The following is a 14,771-nucleotide window of genomic DNA, read 5'->3' on the forward strand; positions in this document are numbered from 1 at the left end:
GCTTTCGTGGACGACCCGTTCTCGCGGCGAAAAAACTCGGCAGGTCCGGCAAATCGAGAATCGCCGAACCTGTCTCCGAAAGGAGGCCTTTTCTCTTCACCGACCATGGCCCTGCTCCGCAGATGCCTGCTGGATGTCCGCATTCGGCAAGGCGATCCCGACATCTCGCAACTCGAATGCGGCGTCCTGGCCCGCGACCTCGACGAACGATCGGGCATCGCGCGCGAGCAGACCGAGGCTCAGGCACGCCTGAGGAAACCGCTGGCCGGCGCCAGCCATTCGACCCCTTCGGCCGGCAGCGCCGAGAGCTGATCCGCTTCGCGCAAAAAGAGCAGCTTCTCCTCTTCCAGAAGCAGACAGGGCGCCGAATCCGGCCCATCCGCCGTGCGCAGCGCGCGCAGGGTGCATCCCCCAACGGCCAGCCGGTCGCCGGGCAGCGGAACCGGCCCGCGCAGCGCCAGCGTCCACCGCACCGGGCCGGGCGCGGATGCAAGCAGCATCGCGGCATGTGCCTCGTCGCCGGGGCAGGCATCGATCAGCGCCCACTCGCCTCCTCCGCCGCCGACGAAATAGCTGTTGACGAGCCGATCGCCGCTGCGGCCGGTCACGCGCACCACCCGCGATGACAGACGCATCGCCGGGCCCGGCGTGAGCTCGTAGCGCCCGTGGCACTGCCCGTCGGGATCGATCAGCGAAATCTCCTCGTAGGCCGGCTCGCCGGGATTCACCGGTCGGCGGCCGCCCGGGCCTTCGGCCAGCCGCGGCATCACCAGCCGGACTTCGCGAAGACCCCGCGCGTGCGCCACGCAATCCAGCGCACTCCCGAAGGTCGCGAGCTGCTCGAGGATGCGCCGCTGGACGTTCATCAGCCGCAGGCCAAGCGCCGGGGCCAGCGCGTCGGCGGGCCGAAGCCAGAGGTGTTCGACCGTCTCACGCCCGTCGGGATGTGCACTTTGCGCCGGCGGCGCCAAGGCCACGAAGAAGCGCGTGTCGAAACGCCGCGGCATCCCTGGCGGCGTCAGCCAGTGGCTGAAGTACGCGAGCCGGTCCACCGCCAGCCGCCAGCCCTGGCGTTCGCACAGGCGCAGCATCGCATCGCCGCCCGCCTCCACCGTCGCCCGGAGCGCCGCGACTTCCGCCGGCGGGAGACCGTCGAGCGTGATGAGCCGACCGTCGGCTCCGGTCGCGAAGAGCAGTCCGGCTTCCTCGAAGCATTCGCGGACCGCGGCGGCGTAGTAGTCCAGACCGTTCGCGGGCATCGCGAGCCGCGTGCTTGCTGCAAGGTCGTCCACGCCCGCGCAAAGCCCATGCAGCGCGCGGTCGTTCGGGTCCACCGTGCCGCCAGGGAATACGGCGGCACCGCTGTTCTGGTCGGCCTCCTTCTCGGCACGGCGCAGCATCAGCACTTCCATGCCGGCGGGGCCGTCGCGCAGGACGATCAGGGTGGCCGCAGTGCGCACGGGACGCACCGGCGCCACCGTCGGGGGATTCGTGGAAATGGACATGGTCGCCGACCGTTTTACCAGCAAGACGCCCCGCGCCGCGTCGCGGCCTTGACGACGCGCAAGTGGTCTGCTTCATCGTTTTCCCTAACCCGAACCTCGTCGAAATGCAAGAACCGTTTTGAGGAGGCCAGCAGGCACAAGTTGTTTCAGACTCACCAGCAGGAAAGTGGGGATGCCGTGGCCAAGAAGATTCGGCTCAATGACGAGCAGTGGAACACCTTACAGGCGCTCTTCGAAGCGCACACCCAGAAGTTGCCGACGGAAGCGATCAGGGTCTCCGAACGCCTCCGGTCGAACGGGCTGGTGACCTCCGACCGCGAGGGAAGCAACTTCCTCACGGAGCAGGGACTTCGACGGCTCAGCCAGGGCCGCTGAAGCCTCAATCCGCGAGACGCAAGCCTTTGCGGTTGACGCTTTCGACGATCTCGCGCAGCGAATTCCGACCCAGCCTCGACAGCACGAAGAGCTTCCGCGCCGGAAGCCGCGTGAGATCACGGACCGTGTGAAGCTTGTTCAACCGCAGCACGTTGGTCGTGCGCAGCGAGAGATCGAGGATGGCGATGTCAGCGTCCAGAACCGGGTGCGCGGCCGCGGCGGCGCTGACGGGTTGTTGGCGATGATCCATGGGAAGTCTCCTGAAGCAATGCCCGAAACTTGCACACTCCGTGCCACCACGCACGCTCCTTGACCCAGCCGGCCGCCCATTCGAGAGGTTGGCCGTTCGCCTGATTTCGAAACAGATCAGTTGACCAAACTTCGAGCAACTGTCTTTTTTCAAGCCAGGGTTAACCAGCAGACGATCCGGCTTCCAGCGCGTTGCCGATGGAAGCCACGACCTTGACCGTCGAGGCTCGCGACGGAGGCTGCGCGATCGGTGCATGCCGCCGCGCCCCAGGATGCACGACGCCGCGATCATCGCAATTCACAGCTCCCAATTCGCAATTCGAAAAAGCAGCGGCGTGCGGATACAAATTCTTCGAAGGGCAATTCCTGGCCAGACGACAACTTGGCCAAAATTCATCAATTTTTCACATCCCGGATGATGGAAGGGGTTGCCTACGGTTACACGCAGATTTTGCAACTAAGAAGGAAGTTAACGGGAAAGTCGTCACTGAGAACTACTGTTGTAACCGCCTCCCAAGCATAGGAAAAACATTGGGAAAGGAAATGAAAGAAAGCTTGCGGCGCAAGAAGGGTCCGACGTACAAACCGGGATTCGTCTTAATCGTGGGGTCTTTTTTGTGAAAGCTATAGAGAAAAGTTCTCTTTTGCTGCTTATTGCAGCAGGAACGCTAGCAGGATGTGGGGGAGGAGGCAGCAGTGGTGGTGTCGGCGCGCTCGCCGCTACCAGCGCGGGCACCGGAACGGTAGCCGCATCCACTGTGGATGGAAGCGGCACGGTGGTCGCAGATAGCGGCACATCGGGTTCGGCTGCGAGCGGAACGAACGCAACCAAGGATCAGACGGATTTGGAGAAATGGCGCTGGCGGACACCGGCCCCGGCCCCGGCCCCGGCTCCGGCCCCCGCACCGGCTCCGGCTCCGGCTCCGGCCCCCGCACCGGCTCCGGCCCCTGCACCGGCTCCAGCCCCCGCACCGGCTCCAGCCCCCGCACCGGCTCCAGCCCCCGCACCGGCTCCAGCCCCCGCACCGGCTCCAGCCCCCGCACCGGCTCCAGCCCCCGCACCGGCTCCAGCCCCCGCACCGGCTCCAGCCCCCGCACCGGCTCCAGCCCCCGCACCGGCTCCAGCCCCCGCACCGGCTCCAGCCCCCGCACCGGCTCCAGCCCCCGCACCGGCTCCAGCCCCCGCACCGGCTCCAGCCCCCGCACCGGCTCCGGCCCCCGCGCCGGCTCCAGTTTCCGGTGACATCGTGGACAGCAGCCTGAACATCATCCCGGCGCAATACACGGCCATGGCCGCCCAGTTGAGCCAGGACTCCGGCATCGCCTACCGCTACGGCCCGGACGCCATCTCCTACGGCACGGCCAACACGGGCCCGACGCTGTACAAGCGCACGGACACCCAGTTGGCCTCCCCGGCACCGAACTACCCGTTCTGGTGGTCGGTCGGCGGGCCGCCCAGCTCCAGCCCAGGCTCGTATTCGTCGAATCAGGCCTCGATCTCCTTCGTGGCGGACGACCCGACGCAGCGCGTGGGCGTCTCGGACATGCAGGTCTCGAACTACATGTACAACGTGTTCGCGCAGTTGCCGCAACTGAGCTGGACGCGCGCTGCCGTCACCGGCGGCGGCATCGACAGCGTGAACGTGATGAGCTACCGCGCCCAGGGCATCGTGAGCGGCAATCCAACCGCCGTGGGCCGCTGCACCGGCCGTCCCGGATTCTGCGCCGAGGGCTTGGTCGCGTTCCAGAACGGCGTCATCGGCACGTTCGGCAGCAACACCGCGCGTAACACGGCCACGGTGCAGTTGCCGGCCAACAAGGTGCCGACCGCCATCGCCATGACCAACAACAGCGAATTCGCGCTGGTCACGGTCTGGGACACGCAGGCGCTCAAGGGCCAGGTGGCGGTCATCGCGCTGGCCGGCCTGTGCGACGGATGCAGCCCCAACGACTCTACCGGGGTCACGACGAAGACCGCCGCCTGGTACAACTGGTGGCAGGAGTGGATGGGCGTCTACCCGGGTCTGGCGAACATGGGCGACATCGCGTTCATGAAAATCCTCGGCTACATCGACCTGCCCGGTATCAACGCACCGACCGAGATCGCCGTCACGACCGGCATGGACCAGTTCAAGACGCTCTACCAGACCGGCTCGAAGGTCGGCCAGTTCATCGGATTGGACAATTCGCCGCTGACGAACAACTGGCAGAGCTTCGCGAGCGGGGGCGCCAACTACTACAGCTACGCCAAGGGCGGCGTGGCGGTGGTGATCTCCAAGTCGGAGCAGAAGGCCGCGTTCATCGACCTGAAGCCGCTGTTCAGCTACTTCAACGGCATGTACTTCAGCTCGAACGTGAGCCAGACGACCAACTTCGGCCAGTCGGCCAGCCAGTGGCCGTTCACCTTCGACGTGCAGGCCTCGCAGAAGCCCACGGTGCTCAAGACGGTGTCGCTGGGCGCGCGTCCGACCGCGGTGAAGACCACGATCTTCGGCTCCACCCCGCGCGCCTGGATCGCAACGCAGGACGGCACGCTGCACATCTACAGCCTCGACGGCTTCGCACCGGGTGGCGGCTCGAACATGGTGGCCAACCCGCCGGCGAGCAACATCGCCGAAGTGGGCACCGTGACCGGCATCGGCCGCAACCCGACGTCGCTTGCGACCTCCAAGGGCGAGCCGGACAACACCGGCTTCGAGCCGAGCAGCCAGCAGGTCATCGTTGCCTCCCGCGGCGACAACAAGATCAACTGGGTGCGCTTCGCCTCGAACGGCAACAGCGGCAGCATCGTGCGCACGATCCAGCACAGCGAGATGAAGGACCTGATCGCGGTCGAGGACGCGGACAACTTCGCGAACCAGGGCTACGTGATGAGCGCGCTCGACTACGCCGGCAAGGCGGTACGCAACTACCGCTACGGTTCGGTGATCTTCGTCGCCGACGGCGGTGCGTGCCCGGCGCCCAACGGCTGCCCGATCAACGCGATCAACGGCGCCGCGGCCGAGTACGGCGGCGCGATGGCGCTGCCCGGCAAGCCCTACCAGATGAACACGGCGAACGTGCCCTGAGCCTCGCCCGTTCTTCTGAGCAGGAAAACAGCCCGCCTCGTGCGGGCTGTTTTTTGGGGTCGGTGAAGGCGGGCAAAATCTCGTCAGGTGCACTGCAGGCGTCACAGATTGTTGGGCGTGTCCACCACCTTCCTGTCCACGGCGTTCAGAATCGATGGACGTGTCGTTCCAACTTCGGAGAATTTCAGTGAGCTTCAATGGCTCTGTGCCTGCCAGACTGGCGCTTTCGGCTGCGATCGCAGCAGCCGCCCTCTCGGTCGCCGTGGCCCATGCGGAAGTGAGTGTGTCCGTGGGCGTCGGCGGTCCCGTCTATTACGAACCCGCACCCGCCTACGTGGCACCACCGCCGGTCTACTACCAGCCCGCGCCTCCGGTGTACTACGAGCCGCCTCCCCCGGTGTACTACCCGGCGCCGCCCCCGCCCGCCTATTACCGCCCGGCGCCGCCCGCTTACGCGCCAGGCTACGCTTCGGGCTACTACGCCCCGCCTGCCGCCTCGCGCCCCCGCCTGAGCGATATGCAGCAGCGCGCCCTCGACAACTGCGTGCTGCTGGCGCCGAGCGAGCAGCGCCGGTGCCGCGCCACGGTGATGTCGACCGTCCGCTGAACGTCGCGCACCAGCCGATCGAAATATGGCGCCAAAAAATTAAACCAAAGTTTTAGTTCTTACTAAAATGTTTCACTCCTGGGAGAAAGGAGCGAAACATGAGAGTGCTCGTATCGGCCTTGGTCGGGATCGCGCTTTTCATCGGCTGCCTGGCCGCCTGGTGGTTCTACTTTCCGGTCTGGAAGGTCGAAACCAGTGTGCGAAGGCAGCTCCCCGATGGATTCGCGACCTTCTCGGGCGTCAAGTACAACCGCTCCACGGGTGCCGGCTGCGGTTATGTCAATGTGGGAAGCCGCCCTGGCCTGCCACGCGGCACCACGCATTTCGTCCTGCTTTCGGACGGCAGCCTGAAGTTCGACCCCGACGACCGCGTGTCCGGCACGACGCTTCAGCAACTCGAGGCGCTGCGCAAGCACGCTGACTATCTCGCACTGGTGTACGCACGCTGCGCGTGACTGAGCTCACCCCCAGGCTCGCGCACTTCGTGTCGCTCTCCACCCCCTCTCCGGGGGCAACCCCGGCGGACCGGCAGAGCTGGTTCCGCGGGGTTTCTGGGTTGGGCGTGCGGCTATTCGTAGCGTGCGCCCGTGCGCATCAGCTCCGGCGTGCCGATGACCTCGTTGAGGGCATCGAAGTCCAGCATCTGCGAGCGCCACGGCTGCGTGGTGCGATTTGCATGCAGGCTCGCGTAATAGCCCTGCAGCGTGTGCACCACCGCCCGCGCGGTGCCGCCCGGGAAGATCGCGATGCGAAAGCCATGTGCCTGCAAGGCATCCGCGTCCTGGATCGGCGTCTTGCCGCCTTCGACCATGTTGGCCAGGAGCGGAATGCGGTGCGCGAAGCGCCGGCACGCCGTATCCATCTGCCCGGGCGAACGCAGCGCCTCGATGAAGAGCGCATCCACGCCGCATTCGAGATACGCTTCGGCGCGATCGAGCGCCGCATCGAGCCCTTCGACCGCGAGCGCATCGGTGCGCGCGAGGATCAGCGTGTCGCTCGATGCGCGCGCGTCCAGTGCGGCCTTGAGCTTGCCGACCATCTCCCGAACAGGCACCACTGCCTTGCCGTCGAGATGGCCGCAGCGCTTCGGAAAGGTCTGGTCTTCGATCTGCACCATCGCCGCTCCTGCACGCTCGAAGCCGCGCACGGTGCGCTGGGTGTTGAGCGCATTGCCGAAGCCGGTGTCGGCATCGACGATCACCGGCAGGCGCACCCGCTCGGTGATGCGCGCGAGGGTGTCGGCGACTTCGGTGAAGGTGGTGAGGCCGATATCCGACCGCCCGAGCCGCGTGTAGGCGATCGATGCGCCCGAAAGATAGAGCGCCTCGAAGCCCGCCTGCTCGGCGACGAGCGCACTGAGCGCGTCGTAGACCCCCGGGGCGAGCACGATGTCGGTCGACGCGAGACGCGCCTTGAATGTGTTGTCTGTCATGTCGAATGCCCCCTGAAGAGACGAGCGCCGCAGCCGTCTTCGCGGCGATGTACCCACCGGCGACGGCGCTGAGCAAGCCGTTGCCGGAAAGGTAGCCCCACACCGCATCGCCCGAAACGCCGCCGGCCGCGCCGCCCGCGGCGAGCAGGTTGACGAACGGCGTGCCGTCCGCGCGCAGCACGCGCATGTCGCCCGTGGTGTCGAGGCCGCCCTGGGTGTGGAACAGCGCGCCGGTCACCTTCACCGCGAAGTACGGCGCTTCGAGGCCCCGCGAGAACACGCGGCCATCGGGCTGGGGCTGCTTCACGCGCAATCCGGACAGCGTGCGCGCCAGCACCACCTCGTCGCAGCCGATGCAGGCCGCCAGATCGGCCACCGTCTCGCAGCGCCGCAAGGCACCGGCCGCCTGCGCATCGCAGAAATCGGGAAAGCCGCGCGCGAGTTCGAGCAGCGGCGCATCGAACACATTCCACGCAATGCCACCGGGCTGCGCGAGCACATGCACCGCGGCTTCGGAGTAGCCCTGCGTCTCGTCGTGAAAGCGCCGGCCTTCGCGGTTGATCTGCACGCCGCCTTCCATGATCACCGCCCACGACATCAGCGTGCCTTGCGGCGTCACCCACGAGCCGTGGCCCTGGTAGCCGCCGAGATCGCGCAGCCGGGCACCGAGCGCCTCACCCCAGAGGATCGCGCTGCCGTCGTTGCCGACGTGGCCGCCGAAGGTGGCCTCGGCCATCTCGGGCAGCAGATCGCGCACCATCGGCGCATTGCCGCCGAAGCCGTTGCAGGCCAGCAGCAGCGCGTCGCAGGCGAGCGACTCGCGACGGCCGTCCGGCCGGCCGTACTCGATGCCGATCACACGGTCCTCTGCATCCACCACCAGCGTGTCGACCACCGCCTGCGTGAGCACCGGCACGCCGGCCGCCTCGGCCGCGGACTGCAGCCGCGCCATCAGCGCAGCGCCGGTCTTCTGCGGCAAGGCGTGCATGCGATGCACGCTGTGGCCCGGATAGAGGAAGCCGTCGAGCAGTATCCAGTCGAGACCATGCCGCGCCTCAAGCACATCCAGCGCCGGGCCGACCGCCCTCGAATACGCATCGACCAGCACCTGCGCCGCGCGCCCATGCGCCTTCGCCTGGATGTCGGCTGCAAAGCGCGCGGGGCTGTCGTCGGTCACGCCATGCTCGCGCTGCGCGCGCGTACCGGGTGCAGGAACGAAGCCCGAAGAAAGCGCCGTCGATCCGCTCGGCACCGCGTCGCGTTCGAGCACCACGCAGTCGACGCCGGCATCGCTGAGCATCAGCGCGGCAGTGAGCCCGCAGGCACCGCCGCCGACGATCGCCACCGGCACATGCGCGTCGGCCTCGATGGATGGCGCACGCCGGATGCGGCGCGGAGATGGGTCTGCCGCCATCACGTCAGCGACCGGATGAAAGCCGCGCAGTCCGTGACCTCTGCCACGTTGCGCATGTCGGCCAGCGACGTCTGGTGCCGCTCTTCGCCGAAGGCTGCGCAGCCATCCGCCAGTACCAGCGTGTGGTAGTCGCGCATGTGCGCATCGCGCACCGTGCTGGCCACGCCGCCGTTGGTCACGATGCCGCAGACCGCGACCGAATCGATGCCGGCACGGCGCAGAACCCAGTCCAGTTGCGTGTTGAAGAAAGCCGAATACGCGACCTTGCAGACCGAGACGTCGACCAGCCCCGCGAGCGCATCGACGTTCGCCTGCCCCCAGCTTCCGGGCGCGAAATCGCCCTTCTGGAGATACGGCCGCAGTGCCTTGAGGTGCGGCGACACCATCGGCTCGCCCGAGGCATCGGGCCACAGCGTGAACTGGCTCGCGACCACCATGCCGCCCTTCGCCTTGAGCGCGCGCGCCACCTCCGCCACACGTGCGGGGAGGAGCAGCGCGGGCGGATTGCTGTCGCCGCCGCGCGCGTAGGCGCCTTTCGGGTCGAGGAAATCGTTCTGCAGATCGATGATGACCAGCGCGGTCTTCGCGCCGACGATGGGTGCGCCTGCGCTCATGATGGCCTCACCAGAAGATTGCCGTGGGCGTCGACCTCGGCGTGGAAGCCGGGCTCGAGCCACACGGTGGTGTCAGGCTGCTCGAGGATCGCCGGTCCGTCGATGCGGGTTCCAACGGGCAATTCGAGTCGCGCATAGCGCACCGCGTCGTGCCACTTGCCCTCATGGAACACGCGCTGCGTGCCGAGTGGCTCCACACTGCCTGCACCCTCGGGCGCAAGCACAGCGAGGTCGAACTTGGGCCGCACCCCGATGCGCGCATAGCGCAGGTTCATCACGCGGATCGGGATGCCGTCGAGCACGCGCCCGAAAGCCCCGGCGTAGGCCGCTTCGAAAGCCGCACGGATCGAATCGACCGTCAACGGCTTGCCGCGCGCATCCGACAGTTCGACCGGCAAGGTGTGGGTCTGCCCCGCATAGAGCATGTCGAGCGCGATCACCTCGCGCACCGCCTCGAAGCGCACGCCCGCCGAATCGAGGCGGCGCTGGCACGCCGCGGCCAGTTCGTCGATGCGCCGCTGCAGATCGGCCACGTCGACCTCGGTGAGTGGCCTGTTGATGGTCTGCACCGCGTCATGCCGCATGTCCGCAATCACGCAACCCAGCGCCGACGTGACGCCCGGGTAACGCGGCACGATGCCCGTGCCCACACCGACCTCGCGCATCATCGCGCACACATGCAGCGCACCGCCGCCGCCGAAGGGCATGTAGGCAAACCGGCGCGGATCGTGCCCGCGCTCGATCGACACCAGCCGGATCGCGCCCGCCATGCGCGCATTCGCCACGGTGAGGATCGCCTCCGCCGCCGCATGCACGTCGAGCCCGAGCGGCCGCGCGACGTGCTCTTCGATGGCCTGCCGCGACTTCTCCGCATCGAGCGCGGCCAGCAGCCCACCGCCGAGCGGCCGGTCCGCGGCGATGCGTCCCAGCAGCACGTTGGCATCGGTCACGGTCGGGCGCATGTTGCCCCGCCCATAGCAAGCCGGGCCGGGAACGCTGCCGGCCGATTCGGGGCCGACCTGGAGCATGCCGCTCGCATCCACCGACGCGATCGAGCCACCGCCGGCACCGATCGTCTCGATCTGGATCATCGGCGAACGGATCACCATGCCGAACTCGATCGCGGTCTGGGCCGCAAGCGCCGCTTCACCCTGGGCGACCAGCGACACGTCGAAGGACGTGCCGCCCATGTCGCCGGTGATCGCGTTCGGGAAGCCCGCCGCGCGCGCGATGGCCGCACAGGCGATCACGCCCGCGGCGGGGCCGGAGAGCGCGGTGCGCACCGGCAGATCGCTCGCCGTCTGGCGCGACATCACGCCGCCGTTGCTCTGCACCACCAGCAATTCGCCACCGAAACCCTGTGCGCGCAGATCGGACTCGAGCCGCGACAGATAGCCACCGACCACCGGTTGCAGCGAGGCATTGAGCGTCGCGGTCGAGCAGCGCTCGAACTCGCGGATCTCGGGCAGCACCTCGCAGGCCGAAGTCACATGGGCGTTGGGCCAGATCTCGCGCACCGCCGCCACCGCGAGCCGTTCGTTTTCGGGATTGGCATAGGTATTGATGAAGAACACGCACACCGCCTCGCAGCCCGCTTCGAGCAGCGCGCGCGCCTCGGCGCGCACCTGGTCGAGGTCGACCGGCGTGTGCAGCGTGCCGTCGGCCAGCACACGCTCGTCGACTTCGCGCCGCAGATCGCGCGGCACCACCGGCGTGAAGCTGCCGCGCAGGCCCCAGGTCTGCGGACGATCGCGACGGCGCATCTCCAGCACGTCGCGGAAGCCGCGCGTGGTGATGATGCCGGTGCGCGCCACCTTGCGTTCGAGCAATGCGTTGGTGCCGACAGTGGTGCCGTGCACGATGGTCGCGATCGCGGCGGCCGAATCGGCCACGCGCGCCACGCCGTTCATGAAGCCGCGCGCTTCCTCGCCGCGCGTCGAGGGCACCTTGACGATGCGCGCCGTGCCGCTTGCCTCATCCAGGACAAAGAGGTCGGTGAAGGTGCCGCCGACGTCCACGCCGACGACGAGAGAGGGTTGTTTCGAAGTCATTCGGATGCTTTCCTGCCGGCATCGGCGCCGGTTGTCACGTAGCCCATTGCCCGGTCGCGCTCTCGCTGTTCGGGCTGCCGCTCCGCGGCGCTGCCCCAGCCGCCGCCACCAGGGGTTTCGAGGCGCACGCGCTCGCCGCGCACGAGACGGATGCCGCGCATCTTCGAGACCATCGGCGGCACGTGCCAGGCGCCGCCGTTCTCGTAGCGGAAGACGTTGAGCGCACCCGGGCCGCCGCCCGCGATCCCCTTGGGTGGCGAGGTACCGCGTTCGCCGAAGACGAACACCTCGGCGTCCTTCTCCAGCAGTTCGATTTCATAGATCGCGCCGAGTCCGCCGCGATGCTGGCCTTCGCCGCCCGAATCCGGCCGCAGCGACCATTCGGTGAAGCGCACCGGATAGGCCGCTTCGAGGATCTCCAGGGGAGGAATCGTGGCGGTCGAGATCGGCGCATTGCCGTGCGACAGCCCGTCGCCGCCCGCATGCGCGCCATGCCCGCCCCCGAAGAAGCTGAACATGACCCAGCGCTGGCCTTCGCGGCCCGCGTCGCTGCGCAGGCCCGCGATCGAAAGCGCATTGATCGTGCCGTAGGCCTGTGCCACCGCGCGCTTCGGATCGGCTTTGGCGGCGGCGCTGAAGATCACGTCGATCATGCGCAGGATGGTCTCGGTGTAGCCGCCCACCGGCCGTGGCCGCTCGGCGCTGATGACGAGGCGATCCGGCAGCACGAAGTCCACCGCATCGAGCACGCCGGCGTTCGCCGGCACGTCGAGGAAGAGGTGCTTCAGCGCCACGTAGCAGGCCGCGATCGCGGTCGCGCGCGAGATGTTCACCGGCCCCGCGCATTGCGGCGAGGTGCGCGAGAAGTCGAGCAGCAGCCGGTCGCCGGAAACCGTCATGTCCAGCGCGATGGTCAGCGGCTCGGGGCTGATGCCGTCGTTGTCGAGCACGTCCTCGAAGCTGTAGCGCCCGTCCGGCAGCGATGCGATGTGCGAACGCATCAGCCGCAGCGCACGGCTGCGCAGTTCGCCGAGCGCCTGCAGCACGAGGTCGTCGCCATACTCGTCGAGCAGGCCGTCGAGCCGCTTCGCACCGAGCTCCAGCGCGGCGAGCTGGCCGTTGAGGTCGCCCCAGAGGCTGTCGGGCAGGCGCGTGTTGGCCTGCAGGATCGCGAGCACGTCGCGGTCGAGCACGCCGCCCTGCACGATGCGCACCGGCGGAATCTGCACCGCCTCCTGCCAGCACTCGGTGGCGGCCGGGTTGTAGTTGCCGGGCACCGCGCCGCCCACGTCGTGCCAGTGCGCGGCCGATGCCATGTGGCAGTAGAGCTTGCCGTTGCGGAAGAAAGGGCGCACCAGCTTGAAGTCGTTGGCGTGCGTGCCGCCGTCGTAGGCGTCGTTGCTGATCCAGATGTCGCCGTCCTGCATGCCGCCGCGCGATTCGGCTGCTTTCGCGGTCGCGCGCACCGCGAAGGCCATTGCGCCGACGAATACCGGCAGACCCGACTTTCCCTGCACCAGCGTGTCACCGGTGGTGGCGTCGTAGAGGCCGTGGCAGGCGTCGTGCGCCTCGGCAATGATGGGGTTGAACGCGCTGCGGTAGAGCGTCGCGTCCATCTCGTCCGCCACCTGTTCGAGCCGGCCGCGAAGCACGGCGAGCGTGACGGGGTCGATCGCTGGGGCGTGGGAAGGATCAGACATTGTTTTCTTTCTTGCCAGCGTGCTGGCGTAGCTGGTTCAACAGTCCGCCGGCGCGGACCATGTCCATGAGGAACGAAGGCACCGGCTCGCACTCGAGGCGCGTGCCGTCGGGCGTGACCACCGCGGGCGCCACGGCGTCGATCTCGACGACATCGCCTTCGCGCAGCACCACGGCCTGCGGGCAGGTCAGCAGCAGCAGGCCGAGGTTGAACGCATTGCGGAAGTACAGGCCGCTGTAGGACGGTGCGATCACGGCCGCGACGCCGAGCTTCACGAGCACGGCCGCCGCCTGCTCGCGCGAAGAGCCGATGCCGAAGTTCGGCCCGGCCACGATCACGTCACCCGGCCGCACGTCGCGCGCGAAATCCGGGCGGATGGCTTCCAGGCAGTGCCCGGCGATGGTGTCGATGCCGTGCTTCATCGCGTGGCCGGGCGCGAGCGCGTCGGTGTCGATGTCGGCGCCGAGGCGCCAGACGCGGTGCTTGCCGGGCAAGCTCATTGGGTAACCTCCCGCGGATCGACGACGCTGCCGCGCAGGGCCGCAGCGGCAACGGTGTAAGGCGAACCCAGATACACCTGCGCGGTCGGCGAACCCATGCGGCCCTTGAAGTTGCGCGCGGTGGTGGAGATGACGGTCACGTCGTCGCCCATCGGATCGCCATAGCCGGAGCACGCGCCGCATGCGGTCGGGAACAGCTCCGCGCCGGCATCGGTCAATGCCTGCAGCACCCCTCCTCCTGCGCGAGCTTCTGATCGCGCACGCTGGCGGGCGCCACCATCAATCGCACCCCCTTAGCGACCTTGCGACCACGCAGCACCCGGGCGGCCGCACGGAGATCGTCCAGCTTCGCGCCGGTGCACGCGCCGATGTAGGCGATGTCGATCGGCATGCCGGCAAAGCGGCTCACGCCATGCGAGTTGGCCGGGCTGTGCGGCGCGGCGATGTGCGGCTCCAGCGTGCTCGCGTTGAAGCGGTGGCGCGTGAAATCCGCCTCGTCATCGGTGAACCACGGGCCGGTGTCGACGTGCGGCACACCGGCCCCGGCGAGATAGGCGGCCGTGGTCGCATCGGGTGCGATCAAGCCGGCCTGCGCGCCAAGCTCCGCGCTCATGTTGGAAAGCGTCATGCGTTCCTGCATCGACAGCGCGGTCACCGCCGGGCCGCAGAACTCCACTGCCTGGTAGCGACCGCCGTTCATGCCGAAGCGGCCGATCATGTGAAGCATCATGTCCTTGGCGGTCACGCCGGTCGGCAATGCACCATCCCACCACATCTGGATGGTCTCGGGCACGCGCAGCCAGATCTCGCCGGTGACCACGACGCCGAGCATCTCGGTGCTGCCCACACCGAACATGTAGGCGCCGAACGCACCGCCGGTCGGGGAATGCGAATCGCCGCCCACGCACAACATGCCCGGACGGATGTGCCCGTGCTGCGGCACCACCACGTGGCAGATGCCCTGGCTGTCGTAGACATGCGGCAATTGCTGGTCGCGTGCCCAGTCGCGCGCGATGCGCACGATGCGGCGCGAATCGTCGTCGCGCTCGGGCACGTAGTGGTCCATCACGAGGACCACGCGCGATTGGTCCCAGATCTGCGCGCCGATTTCCTCGAGCATCGGCTGCAACCGGCGCGGGCCGGAGGAGTCGTGGAACATTGCCAGATCGACCGCACAGGTGACGATCTCGCCGACAGCCACGTGGTCGCGGCCGCTCGCGCGCGCGATGAGCTTCTGCGCCAGCGTCTGGGGGAGGC

12 protein-coding genes and 2 pseudogenes are annotated in these 14,771 nt (G+C 68.0%); 5 read left to right on the top strand and 9 right to left on the bottom strand.

Translation table 11 applies throughout. The annotated features are described in order from the left end of the window. Positions 1-6 precede the first annotated feature (6 nt). Entirely contained in the window at positions 7-312 is a 306-nt protein-coding gene (locus ACQ858_RS11565) for a hypothetical protein (RefSeq protein ID WP_431276741.1), read from the top strand. On the opposite strand, the gene ACQ858_RS11570 is transcribed toward ACQ858_RS11565, so the two are convergent. Beyond that, positions 240-1,505, bottom strand: a complete 1,266-nt coding sequence (locus tag ACQ858_RS11570; RefSeq protein ID WP_431276742.1) for an NUDIX hydrolase — start codon at positions 1,503-1,505, stop codon at positions 240-242. The two genes, ACQ858_RS11565 and ACQ858_RS11570, sit on opposite strands and share 73 nt — an antisense overlap. A gap of 177 nt (positions 1,506-1,682) precedes the next feature. Between ACQ858_RS11570 and ACQ858_RS11575 the strand changes: the two genes are divergently transcribed. After that, positions 1,683-1,880 (top strand): hypothetical protein, encoded by a 198-nt coding sequence (locus ACQ858_RS11575; protein WP_431276743.1) that lies wholly within the window; start codon positions 1,683-1,685, stop codon positions 1,878-1,880. Between the two features lie 4 nt (positions 1,881-1,884). On the opposite strand, the gene ACQ858_RS11580 is transcribed toward ACQ858_RS11575, so the two are convergent. After that, the gene (locus ACQ858_RS11580; protein ID WP_431276744.1) at positions 1,885-2,130 is read right to left on the bottom strand and encodes a DNA-directed RNA polymerase subunit alpha C-terminal domain-containing protein; all 246 of its coding nucleotides are present in this window, start codon (positions 2,128-2,130) and stop codon (positions 1,885-1,887) included. 1,246 nt (positions 2,131-3,376) lie between these two features. On the opposite strand from ACQ858_RS11580, the gene ACQ858_RS11585 reads away from it, so the two are divergent. The 3 genes from ACQ858_RS11585 (at position 3,377) to ACQ858_RS11595 (ending at position 6,259) form a co-directional block, all read left to right on the top strand. Beyond that, a complete protein-coding gene (locus ACQ858_RS11585; RefSeq protein ID WP_431276745.1) occupies positions 3,377-5,197 on the top strand; it encodes a hypothetical protein in 1,821 nt (606 codons plus the stop codon). Positions 5,198-5,402: 205 nt separating this feature from the next. After that, on the top strand, positions 5,403-5,804 hold the full coding sequence (locus ACQ858_RS11590; protein WP_431276746.1) for a hypothetical protein: 402 nt from the start codon (positions 5,403-5,405) through the stop codon (positions 5,802-5,804). A 98-nt stretch (positions 5,805-5,902) separates the two neighbouring features. Continuing rightward, positions 5,903-6,259, top strand: coding sequence for a hypothetical protein (locus ACQ858_RS11595; RefSeq protein WP_431276747.1), 357 nt, complete (start codon positions 5,903-5,905; stop codon positions 6,257-6,259). Between the two features lie 113 nt (positions 6,260-6,372). Here ACQ858_RS11595 and ACQ858_RS11600 read toward each other — a convergent pair whose 3' ends face one another. From ACQ858_RS11600 to ACQ858_RS11630, 7 genes and pseudogenes are all read right to left on the bottom strand, one after another. Continuing rightward, on the bottom strand, positions 6,373-7,236 hold the full coding sequence (locus ACQ858_RS11600) for an isocitrate lyase/PEP mutase family protein (protein WP_431276748.1): 864 nt from the start codon (positions 7,234-7,236) through the stop codon (positions 6,373-6,375). Positions 7,237-7,249: 13 nt separating this feature from the next. Then, a pseudogene (locus tag ACQ858_RS11605) lies at positions 7,250-8,650 on the bottom strand (FAD-dependent oxidoreductase); the annotation flags it as partial. Next, complete coding sequence (locus tag ACQ858_RS11610; protein ID WP_431276749.1) at positions 8,650-9,264, bottom strand: cysteine hydrolase family protein; 615 nt, start codon at positions 9,262-9,264, stop codon at positions 8,650-8,652. The gene ACQ858_RS11610 and the pseudogene ACQ858_RS11605, both read right to left, overlap by 1 nt. Then, a complete protein-coding gene (locus ACQ858_RS11615; RefSeq protein WP_431276750.1) occupies positions 9,261-11,315 on the bottom strand; it encodes a hydantoinase/oxoprolinase family protein in 2,055 nt (684 codons plus the stop codon). Before ACQ858_RS11615 ends, ACQ858_RS11610 begins: the two co-directional genes overlap by 4 nt. Next, positions 11,312-13,015, bottom strand: coding sequence for a hydantoinase B/oxoprolinase family protein (locus tag ACQ858_RS11620; RefSeq protein WP_431276751.1), 1,704 nt, complete (start codon positions 13,013-13,015; stop codon positions 11,312-11,314). The genes ACQ858_RS11615 and ACQ858_RS11620 overlap by 4 nt, the downstream gene beginning before the upstream one ends. Further along, complete coding sequence (locus ACQ858_RS11625; RefSeq protein ID WP_431276752.1) at positions 13,008-13,514, bottom strand: 3-isopropylmalate dehydratase; 507 nt, start codon at positions 13,512-13,514, stop codon at positions 13,008-13,010. The genes ACQ858_RS11620 and ACQ858_RS11625 overlap by 8 nt, the downstream gene beginning before the upstream one ends. Beyond that, positions 13,511-14,757 (bottom strand): annotated as a pseudogene (locus ACQ858_RS11630) (3-isopropylmalate dehydratase large subunit). The gene ACQ858_RS11625 and the pseudogene ACQ858_RS11630 overlap by 4 nt, the downstream one beginning before the upstream one ends. Between the last annotated feature and the right edge of the window lie 14 nt (positions 14,758-14,771).

Source organism: Variovorax ureilyticus (assembly GCF_050632185.1).
GTDB classification, from domain to species: Bacteria; Pseudomonadota; Gammaproteobacteria; order Burkholderiales; family Burkholderiaceae_C; genus Variovorax; species Variovorax ureilyticus_A.